This is a genomic window from Marinobacter shengliensis, from assembly GCF_030297115.1.
GTDB classification, from domain to species: Bacteria; Pseudomonadota; Gammaproteobacteria; order Pseudomonadales; family Oleiphilaceae; genus Marinobacter; species Marinobacter shengliensis.
This window is the reverse complement of the sequence record NZ_AP028062.1, coordinates 842639-856665: the sequence shown is the minus strand read 5'-3', so window position 1 is coordinate 856665 and position 14027 is coordinate 842639. Positions and strand designations below refer to the sequence as shown.

General features: G+C 55.1%; 14 protein-coding genes. 9 read left to right on the top strand and 5 right to left on the bottom strand.

From position 1 onward, the window contains the following. Position 1: 1 nt before the first annotated feature. Positions 2-802: a glycosyltransferase family 2 protein gene (locus QUE75_RS03990; protein WP_286253799.1), complete on the bottom strand. Its 801-nt coding sequence runs from the start codon at positions 800-802 to the stop codon at positions 2-4. Between the two features lie 122 nt (positions 803-924). On the opposite strand from QUE75_RS03990, the gene QUE75_RS03985 reads away from it, so the two are divergent. Then, entirely contained in the window at positions 925-2343 is a 1419-nt protein-coding gene (locus QUE75_RS03985) for a mannose-1-phosphate guanylyltransferase/mannose-6-phosphate isomerase (RefSeq protein ID WP_138438165.1), read from the top strand. After that, on the top strand, positions 2340-3248 hold the full coding sequence (locus tag QUE75_RS03980) for a lysophospholipid acyltransferase family protein (protein WP_106693281.1): 909 nt from the start codon (positions 2340-2342) through the stop codon (positions 3246-3248). Before QUE75_RS03985 ends, QUE75_RS03980 begins: the two co-directional genes overlap by 4 nt. Before the next feature lie 23 nt (positions 3249-3271). On the opposite strand, the gene QUE75_RS03975 is transcribed toward QUE75_RS03980, so the two are convergent. After that, the gene (locus tag QUE75_RS03975; RefSeq protein WP_286253795.1) at positions 3272-4300 is read right to left on the bottom strand and encodes a glycosyltransferase family 4 protein; all 1029 of its coding nucleotides are present in this window, start codon (positions 4298-4300) and stop codon (positions 3272-3274) included. A 133-nt stretch (positions 4301-4433) separates the two neighbouring features. Here QUE75_RS03975 and QUE75_RS03970 point away from each other — a divergent pair, with 133 nt between their 5' ends. Beyond that, complete coding sequence (locus tag QUE75_RS03970) at positions 4434-5465, top strand: glycosyltransferase family 4 protein (protein ID WP_286253793.1); 1032 nt, start codon at positions 4434-4436, stop codon at positions 5463-5465. Here QUE75_RS03970 and QUE75_RS03965 read toward each other — a convergent pair. The 3 genes from QUE75_RS03965 to rfaD are packed head-to-tail and all read right to left on the bottom strand — an operon-like array spanning position 5449 to position 8140. Continuing rightward, the gene (locus QUE75_RS03965) at positions 5449-6198 is read right to left on the bottom strand and encodes a glycosyltransferase family 2 protein (protein ID WP_286253791.1); all 750 of its coding nucleotides are present in this window, start codon (positions 6196-6198) and stop codon (positions 5449-5451) included. The genes QUE75_RS03970 and QUE75_RS03965 overlap by 17 nt on opposite strands. Beyond that, positions 6195-7202: a lipopolysaccharide heptosyltransferase II gene (gene waaF, locus QUE75_RS03960; RefSeq protein ID WP_286253788.1), complete on the bottom strand. Its 1008-nt coding sequence runs from the start codon at positions 7200-7202 to the stop codon at positions 6195-6197. Before waaF ends, QUE75_RS03965 begins: the two co-directional genes overlap by 4 nt. Beyond that, on the bottom strand, positions 7199-8140 hold the full coding sequence (gene rfaD, locus QUE75_RS03955) for an ADP-glyceromanno-heptose 6-epimerase (RefSeq protein WP_286253786.1): 942 nt from the start codon (positions 8138-8140) through the stop codon (positions 7199-7201). Before rfaD ends, waaF begins: the two co-directional genes overlap by 4 nt. A gap of 262 nt (positions 8141-8402) precedes the next feature. On the opposite strand from rfaD, the gene QUE75_RS03950 reads away from it, so the two are divergent. The 6 genes from QUE75_RS03950 to QUE75_RS03925 are packed head-to-tail and all read left to right on the top strand — an operon-like array spanning position 8403 to position 14009. Next, complete coding sequence (locus QUE75_RS03950; protein ID WP_286253784.1) at positions 8403-8987, top strand: D-sedoheptulose-7-phosphate isomerase; 585 nt, start codon at positions 8403-8405, stop codon at positions 8985-8987. After that, complete coding sequence (gene hldE / locus QUE75_RS03945; protein WP_374815348.1) at positions 8984-10432, top strand: bifunctional D-glycero-beta-D-manno-heptose-7-phosphate kinase/D-glycero-beta-D-manno-heptose 1-phosphate adenylyltransferase HldE; 1449 nt, start codon at positions 8984-8986, stop codon at positions 10430-10432. Before QUE75_RS03950 ends, hldE begins: the two co-directional genes overlap by 4 nt. A gap of 1 nt (position 10433) precedes the next feature. Then, the gene (locus tag QUE75_RS03940) at positions 10434-11477 is read left to right on the top strand and encodes a glycosyltransferase family 9 protein (protein WP_286253780.1); all 1044 of its coding nucleotides are present in this window, start codon (positions 10434-10436) and stop codon (positions 11475-11477) included. After that, entirely contained in the window at positions 11474-12028 is a 555-nt protein-coding gene (gene gmhB, locus QUE75_RS03935; RefSeq protein ID WP_286253778.1) for a D-glycero-beta-D-manno-heptose 1,7-bisphosphate 7-phosphatase, read from the top strand. The genes QUE75_RS03940 and gmhB overlap by 4 nt, the downstream gene beginning before the upstream one ends. Positions 12029-12068: 40 nt before the next feature. Further along, the gene (locus QUE75_RS03930) at positions 12069-12932 is read left to right on the top strand and encodes an aminoglycoside phosphotransferase family protein (RefSeq protein ID WP_286253776.1); all 864 of its coding nucleotides are present in this window, start codon (positions 12069-12071) and stop codon (positions 12930-12932) included. Then, positions 12933-14009 carry a hypothetical protein gene (locus QUE75_RS03925; RefSeq protein ID WP_286253774.1) on the top strand — a complete coding sequence of 359 codons (1077 nt, stop codon included), beginning with the start codon at positions 12933-12935 and terminating at the stop codon, positions 14007-14009. Positions 14010-14027: the final 18 nt, after the last annotated feature.

Genomic DNA, 14027 nt, shown 5'->3' with positions numbered 1-14027 from the left:
CTTACTGCTCCTCGCCACCGGAACCACTGATTCTCTCGAGCATCTGCAATTCCCTTGCCTTCGCCAACCGCATGAAATTACGGTTTGCGGCCACTACTGAAACACTGAACCCGAACCAGCCATTCAATACCTGACGGTGGATCAGGTAATACTTCAAAAACTTCAAAGGAAATTCGACCATCAAACGCGGGGTCGAAATTCGCCTCCCCTTCTCATAGAGGAACCGGGCCTGCTCACTGGACAGTTGAATGTACTTTCTCTCCATCTGCTCCAGAGAAATCAATGTCCTGTGCAAGACATCGCCTTTGAGCTCCAACACGCTACCTGTATGCACTCTAGGCCGATCATCGTTACTGTGTTTTTCCGCATGGATCGCAGCCCGTTTCCGATTGTAGAGCCGCAGGATCTTCTTGGACTTGTCGTGCCGAAAAGGGTGCCTCGGGTTGGGGGACGACAAAACCCAACGCATACGATAACCAGCGATATCCGGAGAGATCGGCTTGGAAAACAGCTGCTTGATGTTTCGTACCAGGGTATCGGAAAGCACTTCATCAGCATCCAGATCAAGTACCCAGTCGTTCGCACACAGGCTGGCGGCATAGGCCTTCTGGCTCGCAAAGCCTTCCCATTCCCGATAAACCACCCGGGCGCCCGCGGCCTCTGCTAGTTCACAGGTTCGGTCTGTACTACCCGAATCAACAACGATGATTTCATCAGCCCAGTCCTTCACCTTCTCAAGAGATTCCGGCAGCCTCTGCTCTTCATTCAACGTGATGTAGTAAACCGATAACGGCAGTTTCATCATAAACACCCGCAAACTGGACCCTGCTCGGCCCCAAACACTGCCGAGTTAGCGCACCTGTGATAATATTCAGCCATCAGAAAAGGACAATGCTGACCGAAAGCTACGCGTGGAGCAAACACATGATTCACCCCGTCATTATGGCCGGAGGCACCGGCTCTCGCCTTTGGCCGTTATCCAGGCAACTGAACCCCAAGCAGTTCCTGAAACTGACGGACCAACATCTATCCATGCTGCAGCTGACCGTGGCCCGGCTGGATGGGATGGAATCCGCCGATCCACTCCTGATCTGCAATGAAGACCACCGTTTTCTGGCGGCCGAGCAAATGCGCCAGGCGGGCTACAAAGATGCCCGAATTATTCTGGAGCCCTGTGGGCGCAACACGGCACCGGCCATCGCTCTGGCAGCCCTGCAACTGGTCAAGAACATCGATGAAAATCAGAACCCGCTGATGCTGGTTCTGGCCGCAGACCACTTGATCAAAGACATCGCTGCGTTCCAGAGCGGCATCCAGAAGGCCATTCCTCTGGCTCAGGAGGATAAGCTGGTGACCTTCGGCATAGTACCCGGCCATGCGGAAACCGGTTACGGCTACATCCAGCAAGGCCCGAAATTGGCCGCCGACAGTTTCAGTGTCAGCCGGTTTGTAGAGAAGCCCGACCAGACTACCGCGGAAGAATACCTCGCATCCGGTGATTACCTCTGGAACAGTGGCATGTTCCTGTTCGGCGCCCGCACCTACCTTCAGGAACTGCAGAAACACCGCCCGGACATTCTCGCCATCTGCCAGGCAGCGCTGGACGACGCCAGCGAGGATCTGCACTTCACCCGCGTGAATGAAAGCGTATTCGCCGAGTGCCCGGAAGATTCCATCGATTACGCCGTGATGGAAAAGACCGATAACGCCGCCGTGGTAGCGCTCGATGCCGGCTGGAGCGATATTGGCTCCTGGTCCGCCTTGTGGGAAGTTTCCGAGAAAGACAGCTGCGGAAACGCATTCAGCGGTGATGTCATTGCCCATAACACAGAGAGCACTCTGGTCCGGGCAGACAGCCGCCTTGTGGCCACGGTTGGCGTGAAAGATCTGGTGATCATTGAAACCAAAGACGCCTTGCTGGTCGCCCATAAAGATCAGGTCCAGGATGTCAAAAAGGTGGTTGAACGCATCAAGAATGATGGTCGACACGAGCACATGAATCACCGGGAAGTCTACCGGCCCTGGGGTGTCTATGATTCCATCGATAATGGCCACCGCTACCAGGTGAAACGCATCACCGTGAAGCCCGGCGCCAAGCTGTCTGTCCAGATGCACCACCACCGGGCAGAACACTGGATTGTCGTCAGCGGCACCGCAAAGGTAACCAATGGCGAGGAGTCGTACCTGGTGACCGAAAACCAGTCCACTTACATACCGGTCGGCCAGATCCATTGCCTTGAAAACCCCGGTGTTATTGATCTGGAACTGATTGAAGTGCAGTCCGGATCCTATCTGGGCGAAGACGATATTGTACGATTCGAGGACCGGTACGGCAGATCATGAGCAAATTCAAGTATTACCTGATTGCCGGCCTGTTGCGGATGGTTAGCTATTTACCCCTGGGAGCCGCACAGTTCATCGGCAAATGGCTGGGGCTCCTGGCCTGGAAACTGGGCGGCAGGCCAAAGAAGATCACCGACATCAATCTGGACATCTGCCTGCCGGAACTCACCGAAGAGCAGCGCAGGGACCTTTCCAGAGACTCGCTGGCCCATACCGGCATGACGGCCCTGGAGATCCCGCTGATGTGGGAGTGGCCCGTCGATAAGTGCCTCGGGTTGATCAAGGAAACGGAAGGCCTGGAGCTGGTTGATGAGGCCCTGGCGACCGGCAAAGGATTGATCTTGCTAGCGCCCCACCTTGGCAACTGGGAGCTGGCCGGCCTGTTTTTCTCCTCCCGGTATAAAATGGCCGCACTATACAGCCCTCCGCACATCAAGGAATTCGAAGATTACATGATTCGGGTGAGGGGGCGCCTGGGCTCCGAACTGGTGCGCGGCGACCGTAAAGGCCTGATGCGCCTGATGGGTATTTTGAAGGAAGGCGGCGTAGCCGGCATTCTTCCCGACCAATCTCCCCGGGGCAAAACCAACGCCTACGCGCCCTTTTTTGGCATGGACGTGATGACCATGACCCTGGTCGGCAAGTTGGTACAGAAAACCGGGGCCAATGTTCTGGTGACCTACGCCGAGCGCCTGCCCAACGGCGAAGGCTTCAAGATTCTGGTCACTCCGGCGGAACCTGGCATTGGTGCCGATGATACAGTGGCCGGCGCCACCGCCTTGAATCAATCCGTGGAAAAGGTGGTGCGAATGGCCCCTGAACAGTACCAGTGGGAGTACAAACGTATGCGGCACCGGCCGCCGGGGAACCCGAATCCTTATAAGCCCGGGCAGATTTGCGACTAACCGCCCGGCTGCCAGGAACTCCCTTAGGATTGCAAGGTTGCGGAGTAGAGTCCCAGGTAACGCTCCGCTACCGATGCAGGGCTGAACGCTGTTAAGCCAGCCTGGGCAGCGTCTGCGAAAGCGGCGGCCTGCTCTGGGTTATCGAGGATAAACTGAATCGCCGAAGCCAAAGCCTCCGGGTCACCCGGAGATACCAGAAGACCATTCGCTTTATCGGAGATCAGATCAGGAATGCCTCCGGCTTTGGCCCCAACCACCGGCACATGATGTTGCATGGCCTCAAGAATCGTTGAGCCAAGCCCCTCGGAGAGTGAGGGGAACACGAAGACATCCAGAGCTGCCAACCAATCCCCGACGTTATCTTTATGCCCCAGAAAACTGACGTTGGGCAAACCCTGTGCCTGGGACTTGAGCCACTGTTCATCTGGCCCTTCTCCCAGGAAAATGAACTGCACGTCTGGCCTGAGGCTGCCCAGCAAACGCGCTGCCTCAATCGTGATGTGATAACCCTTGTGCTTCAGGAGGCGCCCCACTTGGCCAACCAGGCGTTTGGCGGGATACTGCTGCCGGATAGCTTCAACGGCGTCTGGTGCGGCGGGAAAGCCTGAGAAACTCGAGGGAATGATGACAGTGTCCACGCGGCCCAGTCGCTGTTGTACAACTGATTCAATGGCCGAACTCAGGCAGGCGACGGTGGCGGCTCCGCCATAGGCCGCAGACGTCAGGCGCCCGGTTCCGATGGGATTATCGACTCGCCGTGTGACGACGTAAGGCGTTCTACGCAGGCGGGACTCAATCCAGGCCCAGTAGACTGATTTACCGTCGTGGCAATGAACGAGGTCCCAATCCCCCTTGCCGTGGCCCAGCAGAAAATGTGCAGTCTCTCGCCTACCGAGCGATTGGATGCTTTCCAGCTCAGCCCATAGACGACTCCCCGGCCGGGCCACCAGCGATTGCTGAATGCCACGCTTCGCCAGCTCCCGAATAAGGTTTACGGTCTGTCGCTCACCACCGGAAAAACCTCCGGCCAGATTTACGTGGCAAATGTGCATACCAACTCGGCCCCGTCGATGTTTTAATGGCGGCAGTGTAAGAGATCGACCATGAAAAGGACATAACACTGTGAAGCTACTTGTAATCAGCTCCTATGTAGATACCTGGAACTCTGTTCGGCCAGAAGCCGAAATGCTGATCGGGCTGGCAAAATTGGGTGTCGAAGTTGAGCTGATGACACAACCGGATGCGGAGTACCGCTCCCGATTTGAAGAAAACGGCATCAAGGTACACGGTTTCCATCCCCGAAAGAAAATAGAGCCTGAAGCCATTCGTCGAATTCGTCACCTCCTGATCGAAGGCAAGTTTGACGCCGTGTACTGTTTTAACAACAAAGCCATCGCTAACACCAACCTTGCGGCAATCGGCCTGCCAGTCAAAGTTATGACCTATCGAGGCCAAACCGGCAATATCAGCCGCTGGGACCCAAGTGGCTACCTGACCCACTTAAGCCCACGGGTGGATCGAATTATCTGCGTTTCCAAAGCAACCCGCGATGACCTACAAAAGCACGTCTGGGGCAACAAAGACAAAGTTTGTACGGTCTATAAAGGCCACGATCTCGACTGGTACCAGGATACTCCGGTAGACCTCAAACAATTCGGCGTACCGGATGGCGCCTTTGTGGTTGGGTCGGTGGCAAATATCCGCCCCAGAAAAGGACTGCCAATTCTGCTGAAAGCCACACACCTTTTACCCGCGGACAGCAACATCCACCTATTGCTCGTGGGCCGGGGAATGGACAATCCAGAGGTTCAGGCTCTAATCCAGGCCAGCCCGATGGCCGACAGAATTCACCTGACTGGATTCAGAAAAGACGCGCCAGCCATCATTGCGTCCTGCCAGGTATCCGTGCTGGCTTCGACCAAACGCGAGGGGCTTCCAAAAACGGTGATTGAAGCTATGGCCTATGGCGTTGCACCAATCGTCAGCGATACCGGAGGAAGTGCGGAGCTCATTGAAGATGGCGTTTCCGGCATACGCGTAACGCCCGGTAGCGCTGAAGAAATTGCTGCAGGCATTCAGCGGCTGCATGAATCCCCAGAACTATGCGCAAATATGGGCCAAAGCGCTCGAGATAGAATCGCCTCGCACTTTCACGTACAGCATTCGTCTGAAGCCCTTTTGAAGGTGCTGAGCGAAACCGTCAACGGCGAGTTTTAATCCAGAGTGCTGCGTATTTGTTGAAGGCATAAATGGCGGTGGTGACGGCCAGCAAAAACCCATGCCGGCCGTCCAGAAAACCCCTTTGAAGCAGATACTTCCGGACAAATGCGCCTAAACTGTGGGTGCAGGCGGAAAACAGCGAGGCTTTCTTGCCACGGCGGGCCCGCCCCTCGGCCCAATCCTCCGCATAGCGGACGGATTTCGCCATGTAATCCGGGAAATTGGTCGCGGTATAGTGCAACAAATCCCCGTCAAGCGTTTCTACGCTGGCATCGGGACAGTGCACCTTTTCATGCACCAGCGCATCGTCATAACCGAATTCTTCACGGCGGTACAACCGGACCACTTTGTCGGGATACCAGCCAGAGTGCCGGATGAAACGGCCAAAAAACCACGACAACCGCTTCACCTGAAACACCTTCTTCGCCGGAGCCTGTTCGATGGCGCGCTGAATGGATGAGGCCAGTTCCGGGGTGACCACTTCGTCGGTATCGATCCAGAACAACCACTCGCCCTGCGCGTGGCTTTGGGCCCTCTGACGCTGCGGACCAAAGCCTGGCCAGTCGTCCGATTGGAAAATGCGCGCCCCGAATTGCTCGGCGACGGCCAGCGTATCGTCCGTAGAACCAGAGTCCAGCACTACAATCTCATCGGCAAAAGCCAGACTCTCCAGGCATTTGGCATACTCAGGCCCTGCGTTTTTGGTAATCAGTACCGCGCTGAGTTTCACTGGCACGCCTCCAGAACTCGCTGCACGGAAATACCGGTCAAGCAGTTGTAATGGCCAAAACGGCAGGTGCGCTCAAAGCAGGGACTACACTCCACCGGATGCCGGACAATCGTCGCCTTATCCGTCAGCGGAGGCGTGAAATCCGGGCTGGTGGAACCGTAGATGGCAACCACATCAGCACCAGATGCGGCGGCCACGTGCATCAAGCCGGAATCGTGACTGACCACTTTGCGGCAATGACTGAACAGGTCCACGGTATCTTCCAGGCGGGTTTTGCCACAAAGATTGAACACGCCCTCCTGACCATTGGCAATCTGCTCACCCGGCTCCATATCTTTCGGACCGCCCATAACCCAGACCTGAAAGCCCTGCTGCACCAGTTTTTCAGCGAGCGCCCGGTGGTTTTCAAGAGGCCACTGCTTTGCTGGGCCGAACTCCGCACCGGGGCAGATGGCAATGGCGGGGCGTTCCGGGTCCAGGCCCAGTTTGCCCATCACGTCGTTCAGGTTCGCTTTGTCAATCGTCAGTGACGGTTGTGGCACATCAAACCGATAGGTTTCGTAATCCGCCTTGCTGGCCCCAAGCCCCATGTAGCGCCACACGGTTTTGTCGGTGATGGTAGAGCCGTCTCGAGTTGGGTGTCTGCGCCGGGCATCGGTCAGTAGAATCGAGCGCCCTTCCCCACTGAAACCCACTCGCTCGGGAATGCCTGCAAAGAAAGGGATCAAAGAGGACTTGAACGAACGCGGCAGGACAATGGCTTTATCATACCCTTTCAGCGTTCTGGCCAGTCGCCACTGAGCCTTCAGGGCCAGCTCGCCACTTTTCCAGGGTGCCGCAATGCCTGTGTTGACCTCAGGCATACGGGCGATGATCGGGAGCGACCACCCGGGAGCCAGCACATCGACTTCTGCTTGCAGGTCCTGCTGCTTGAGGGACATGAACAGCGCCTGGGCCATGACCATGTCACCCACCCAGGACGGCCCTACCACCAGGTATTTCATCGGTCCAGCCAGGCCAGATAGCTCTCAACACCGCTGGCCACATCAGCAAAATCAGCGGTGTAGCCAACATCACGCAAAGCGGTAATATCGGCCTGCGTAAAGCTCTGATAGCGCCCTTTCAACTCATCCGGGAAGGGAATGAACTCAACACTGCCCTTGCCGTGGTAGCGGATAACAGCCTCTGCCACATCCAGAAACGACTGGGCGCGCCCTGTACCCAGGTTGAAAATGCCGGATTGTTCGGGGTTGTCGTAGAACCAGAGGTTGACCTTGCAGACATCATCCACGTAAACGAAATCCCGCTGCTGACCACCATCAGAGTATCCATCCCACCCCTCGAACAGCTTGGGGTTCTGGCCGGCCTTGATCTGTTCATGCAGGTGATAGGCCACGGACGCCATCTTGCCCTTGTGCTGCTCCCTCGGGCCATACACGTTGAAGTAGCGGAAACCAACAACCTGGCTGCGGGCGGAGGGCAGAATCTTGCGCACGTACTGGTCAAACTGCCACTTGGAATAACCGTAAACGTTAAGCGGTCGTTCGCACTCGCGCTCTTCGCGAAATTCATCACTGGCTCCGTAGACGGCGGCACTGGACGCATAGAGGAACGGCACCTTGCGATCAAGGCACCAGTGCAACAACACCTTGGAGTAGGTGTAGTTGTTCTCCATCATGAACTTGCCATCCCACTCGGTGGTGTCTGAACAGGCCCCCTCGTGGAAGATGGCCCTTATACCCACCGGCAGGTCATTCGCTTTGACCCGCTCCAGGAACTCGCCTTTGTCCATGTAATCCGTGACATCCAGCTCCGCCAGGTTCCGGAAACGGGTACCGTCGGTCAGATCGTCCACCACCAGAATATCGGTTTCGCCACGCGAGTTAAGGGCGTGAATAATGTTGGCTCCAATGAAACCGGCACCGCCAGTGACGACAATCATGGTAAGGCTCCTGAAATTTCTGTGCGGAGAGGCCAGAAGATGGCCGCTGTGTTCAGCCGTAATACTAACCTCTTTTGTACCTGCCTAAAACAACCAGAGCCCGAGTCTCCATCGGCCAGAACCATGATGAACACTGGATTAACGGGCGGTTAGTCTGTGAAAAAGCATATGGGACGCCTGTTGCGGCCATGGTACACTTCGCGTTTGGAACTGGTGCTGCCGCACCGGGTCGACTTTGGGATTGTTCATACCGGAGGCTCACATGTCCCAGCAAAGCAGTTACCTCGCCACCCTGGAACGGCACCGCAAAACCTTTGCAGTGATGGAAGAACACCAGGAAGCCGTCGAGCAACTGTTGGAGCTGACGCGCCAAAGCCTGAAACGGGGCGGCAAGATCATTTTCTTGGGCAACGGCGGCAGTGCTGCAGATTCGCAGCATTTGGCGGCCGAGTTCATGGTCCGCTATAAAAAAGAGCGCGGCCCCCTGGCCTCCATCGCCCTGACCACAGACACGTCCATTCTGACAGCACACCCGAACGACTACGAATTCGAGACCGTATTTGAGCGACAAGTTCTGGGCCTGGGAAAGCCTGAAGATCTGGTGATCGGCCTGACCACCTCCGGCCAGAGTGAGAACATCAACCGGGCCCTGAAAGCTGCCAACGACATGGGCGCCGCAACCGTTGCTCTGACCGGCCGGGATGGCGGCAAGGTAAAAGACATCGCCAGGCTGTCCATCATCATCAACAGTGACGAAACCGCCCGCATCCAGGAGGCCCATATGTTCATCGGCCACTGGCTGTGTGAAGCGATGGATGAGGTGGTGCTGTCCGGAGGCCTTGACTGATGCTTGATCTGGCCCGGCTGGACCAGCTTCAGAACGCCTCTGTGCTGGTGATTGGCGATGTCATGCTCGACCGCTATTTCATTGGTGACACCAACCGCATTTCACCGGAAGCACCGGTGCCGGTGGTACGCGTCGCACACACAGAAGACCGGGCCGGCGGTGCCGCCAACGTTGCCAGAAACATTGCCCACCTTGACGGCCAGGCCGCCATTCTAGGCATCATCGGCAACGACACAGACGGTCGTTTGCTGAAAGATCTTCTGGTCAAGGAAAAGGTCCATTCCGAGCTCCTGGAACTGGACGACGCACGCACGATATCCAAAACTCGCATTATCTCCCGCCATCAACAGATGGTTCGGCTAGACATGGAAGACACCTTCCCCGTCGCCCAGGCCGAAAGCGTCAAGCAGCGTTACGGCGAACTGGTTGAGCAATACAATACCGTCATCATCAGCGACTACGCCAAAGGCACCCTCGCCTGTGTTGGCGACTTGATCCAGGCTGCGCGAAAGGCCGGCAAACAAGTGCTGGTGGACCCGAAAAGCAAAGACTTCTCCCTGTATCGTGGCGCAACCGTCATTACCCCAAATCTGAGTGAGTTCAAGGCCGCCGGCGGAGATGCCTCCTCAGATGACGCCATGCTGCGCTCGGCCCGCGCCATGCTGGCCGACGCGGGCATCGATACCATGCTGCTGACCCGTAGCGAGCAAGGCATGAGTCTGATCACCCCGACGGAGCACCACCATTTCCCGGCGGAAGTCCTGGAAGTAAGCGATGTCACCGGCGCCGGTGACACTGTGATTGCTACACTGGGTACCTTGCTGAGCGCCGGGTTTGATCTGAAAGACGCCGCCTGGCTGTCCAACCTTGCGGCTGGCATTGTGGTCGCCAAACTAGGCGCCGCAACCGTTTCCCCGGAGGAACTGGCTGCCCGCGCCAGCCACCAGTGGTCGGCCAAGACCAGCGGCTACCACCCCAGTGTCGAGCAGAGCCTGCTGCACATTGATTACGCCCGACAACAGGGCGAACGGATTGTCTTTACCAACGGTTGCTTCGACATCCTGCACGCCGGCCATGTGCGCTACCTGGCCCAGGCCCGAGCGCTCGGTGACAGACTGGTTGTCGGGCTGAACTCCGATGCCTCCGTGCGTCGCCTGAAGGGCGAGGAGCGCCCGGTGAACTCACTGGAAGACCGGATGGAAGTGCTATCCGCCCTGGCCTGCGTGGACTGGGTCATCCCCTTCGGTGACAACACTGAGGAGAACGACACCCCGGAGCAACTCATCAAACGGGTGAATCCGCAGGTGCTCGCCAAAGGCGGCGACTACTCAATCGACACCATCGTCGGCGCGGACTTTGTTCAGGAAAACGGCGGTGAGGTTGCCATTCTGCCCACGGTTGAAGGCCGTTCCACCACCGGGCTGATCAAGAAAGTTCGAGGCTGATTTGTCTGCGCCACGCTCCATCTGCCTGCTGCGCCTGTCAGCCATTGGCGACACCTGCAACGCCGCTGCAGTGGTGAATGCCATCCGGCAACATTACCCGGAAGCTGAGATCACCTGGGTGATCGGCAAGGCTGAAGCCGCGCTGATGGCAGGCATGGACGGCGTCAAATTTGTCGTGTTTGACAAGAAGCAGGGCATGGCCGCATACCGCAACCTTCGGCGCCAGCTCCAGGGCAAACGATTCGATGCCCTGCTACTGATGCAAGTCGCCCTGAGAGCGAACCTTGCCAGCTTGTGTATTTCTGCCAAGCGACGAATCGGCTACGACAAAGCCAAGAGCAAAGAGCTGCACAGCCTGTTTATCAATGAGCGGATCGAGCCAACGGACAAGGTCCACGTGCTGGACAATTTCCGACAGTTCCAGAAAACGCTGGGCATCCCCCTCGAAGCACCCGACTGGAACATTCCGGTTAATGCGGAAGAGCGGGACTGGGCCAAAGCCCAGCTCGACCCGGGCACCCGCAAACACCTTATTATCACCCCCGCCGCCTCCAACGCCGAGCGCAACTGGCTACCGGACCGCTACGCCGCGGTAGCCGACTACGCCGCCAGTCAGGGTTTTTCCGTGTATCTGTGTGGCGGGCCGGCCAATCATGAAAAGCAATTGGCGGCCAACATTCAGGGCCACGCCAAACACTCCCTGCATAACCTGGTTGGCCAGTCGAGCCTGAAGCAATTGTTCGCCCTGATTGGCGAGGCCAGCCTTGTGCTCGCCCCAGACACCGGTCCGACCCACATGGCCGTTGCCGCCGGCACGCCGGTTATCGGCCTGTATGCTCACAGCAACCCGAAACGTACCGGCCCCTACCTGTGGCAAAACTACGTGGTAGACGCCTATACCCCCGCACTGAAACAGATGCGAGGGGAAACGCCGGAACAAAGCCGCTGGGGCCAGAGGCTCAAGGGCGAAGAACTGATGGAGAACATCACGACGGAACACGTTATCGACATGTTGGACCGCTGTATTCAGGAACAGAACCTATGACCAACAAAGCCGTATTTCTGGACCGGGATGGCGTGATCAACGTGGATCACGGCTATGTTTATCGCAAAGAAGATTTCGAGTTTGTCGATGGTATATTCGAGGCCTGCCGGCACTTCCAGGAACAGGGTTATCTGCTGATTGTCGTCACCAACCAGTCCGGCATTGCCCGAGGCATGTACTCAGAAGCTCAATTCCAGGAGCTAACAGACTGGATGGTAGAACGATTCAAGGAACAGGGTGTGACCATCACCAAGGTCTATCATTGCCCCCACCATCCGGACTTTGGGCCTGCAGATGAGAGGGACTGTGATTGCAGGAAGCCTAAGCCGGGGATGATATTGAGGGGGCTTGAGGAGTTTGAGCTGGATCCGGCGGAGTGCATTATGGTCGGGGATAAACCAAGTGACGTTGCAGCAGCGGAACGAGCCGGTATCGGCACAAAGGTAAGGGTGTTGACTGGCAGCCTCCTTGTGACGTTGCCGAACAACGAGGCATCACTATCTCTGCTAACGCATATTGGCCAGATTATCCACGATAGATCATCGGTCTAGTGTGATTACACAAGACCAAATAGAAAGGTAAGGAACGGGAATGCCACATCAGCCTTCAATTGAGATTTCTGGCAATTCGGGATGCACCGTAAGGCTGCTTACTCATGACCAGCGAATCATGGTTGAAAAAGAATGCGCACTCCCGTCGTATATTCCGCGTCTCCAGGCACAAATTCGCAAACAAGACAACTTCCGACACGCACTTACGAACCCTGCCATAATAGTCCCAGAACTCTATGATGAAGCGGATAATCCCGGCCTCTATTCCGCACGAATGGAATTTCTACCCTACCTGAACTTCATCGACTTCCTTGGCGTTTGTTCCGTGCCTGCGTTAATGCAAAGTATCAAAGCAATCGAAGGCTTCATCGATCACAACCTGCGAACCGAATACCAAACAGTTAATACGTCGGCTTTGTTAAAGCTGGATGAAATCTCTCGCAACATTTCAGGAGAGCCTCAAAAACAAGAGATCGACCAGCTCTTCGGGAATAAATTGCGTGACCGATTAACAAAAAAAGAAATTAATATTCCGAATGGTTGGTGTCACGGCGATTTTACCCTGTCCAACATCGTTTTTTCTGCCAATGGTAATTGCATCGGCCTATTCGATTTCCTGGACAGCTACATCGACTCCCCAATCATGGACCTAGTCAAGCTTCGACAGGATACACACCTTCACTGGTCTCTCACCAAGTCCAAAAAGCCATTCTCTCATCTTCGAGTCTGCCAAGGCCTCCGGCAATTGGATATATTTACAAAAAGTAAGCTTTCAGCTCTCGGAATCTCCGGGAAAGAGTACAACATACTCCAATCTGTCAACGTTCTAAGAATTTTGCCGTACGCCAACGACACAACCACTTTAAATTTCATTCAAACATCCCTGAAGACTCTGGAGGACTAAATGCACCTTATTCTGCCAGTTGCTGGAAGCTCATCACGGTTCCCAGACATGAAACCAAAATGGCTCCTTACTCACCCCAGGGGCCACATGATGATTGTTGAAGCGATCAAGAAGCTGGACCTGGATAAATTTGAAAGTATCAACTTGATCTGCTTACAGGAGCATGAAGACAAACATTCCGTAAGAATCGCGATTGAAACTCAGTTTGATGAAATTGGCCACAGAAACAAACTTCGTTTTATCATGCTGGAAGAACGCACACGAAACCAGCCCGAGACGGTTTATCAAGGACTCAAGACTGCGGGCATCACCGGTCCAATATTCATTAAAGACTCTGACAACCAGTTCTCTGCTCCCATTAGGGAGGGAAACCACGTCTGTTGTCTGGATCTCCACGAGCTAGAAACCGTTAACGCACGAAACAAAAGCTATATAGACATTGATGAGTATGGCTTTGTCCAAAATATTGTTGAGAAAAAGATCGTTAGCTCAACATTCTGTGTGGGAGGCTACGTTTTTGAGTCAGCCCAAACCTTTATGGACACTTATGAAAAACTGAGCAGCGACTCTCCCGACCTTTACATATCTAACATTATCTATCAGATGCTCCTGGACGGCCATACGTTCAACGCCCTGCATAGTGAAGATTATTGTGACTGGGGAACGATTCGCGAATGGAATCAATATAAGGCTCAATACTCTACGCTTTTCGTAGACCTTGATGGAACCCTGGTAGAGAACTCGGCCCAGTACAACTCACCGTACTGGGGCGAAACAAATGGCATAACAAAGAATATTCAGGTCCTGAACAAACTACACAAATCTGGAAAGGTTCAGATAATTATCACTACATCGCGGAAGGAAAGCTTTCGAGAAGCGACCATCAAGCAACTTAAGCGTCTAAATATTCCTTACGATGATATTATTTTTGGCTTGGTGCATGGCCGGAGAATCGTAATCAATGATTACGCAAGAACAAACCCGTTCAAAAGCTGTGACGCAATAAATATCAAACGCAACAGCGACGACCTCAAAGAAATGCTTGAAGAGTCTATTGGCTTTGATATTGGCATATGAAACCTGGTACGAGCATGA

What these genes read in the sequence shown, in the direction of transcription:
- QUE75_RS03930 (WP_286253776.1), top strand. Translation starts at nt 12,069, where the DNA reads ATGCCACATCAGCCTTCAATTGAGATTTCTGGCAATTCGGGATGCACC.
- QUE75_RS03975 (WP_286253795.1), bottom strand. Translation starts at nt 4,300, where the DNA reads ATGCACATTTGCCACGTAAATCTGGCCGGAGGTTTTTCCGGTGGTGAG.
- gmhB (WP_286253778.1), top strand. Translation starts at nt 11,474, where the DNA reads ATGACCAACAAAGCCGTATTTCTGGACCGGGATGGCGTGATCAACGTG.
- rfaD (WP_286253786.1), bottom strand. Translation starts at nt 8,140, where the DNA reads ATGATTGTCGTCACTGGCGGTGCCGGTTTCATTGGAGCCAACATTATT.
- QUE75_RS03990 (WP_286253799.1), bottom strand. Translation starts at nt 802, where the DNA reads ATGAAACTGCCGTTATCGGTTTACTACATCACGTTGAATGAAGAGCAG.
- QUE75_RS03985 (WP_138438165.1), top strand. Translation starts at nt 925, where the DNA reads ATGATTCACCCCGTCATTATGGCCGGAGGCACCGGCTCTCGCCTTTGG.
- QUE75_RS03950 (WP_286253784.1), top strand. Translation starts at nt 8,403, where the DNA reads ATGTCCCAGCAAAGCAGTTACCTCGCCACCCTGGAACGGCACCGCAAA.
- QUE75_RS03980 (WP_106693281.1), top strand. Translation starts at nt 2,340, where the DNA reads ATGAGCAAATTCAAGTATTACCTGATTGCCGGCCTGTTGCGGATGGTT.
- QUE75_RS03925 (WP_286253774.1), top strand. Translation starts at nt 12,933, where the DNA reads ATGCACCTTATTCTGCCAGTTGCTGGAAGCTCATCACGGTTCCCAGAC.
- QUE75_RS03970 (WP_286253793.1), top strand. Translation starts at nt 4,434, where the DNA reads ATGCTGATCGGGCTGGCAAAATTGGGTGTCGAAGTTGAGCTGATGACA.
- waaF (WP_286253788.1), bottom strand. Translation starts at nt 7,202, where the DNA reads ATGAAATACCTGGTGGTAGGGCCGTCCTGGGTGGGTGACATGGTCATG.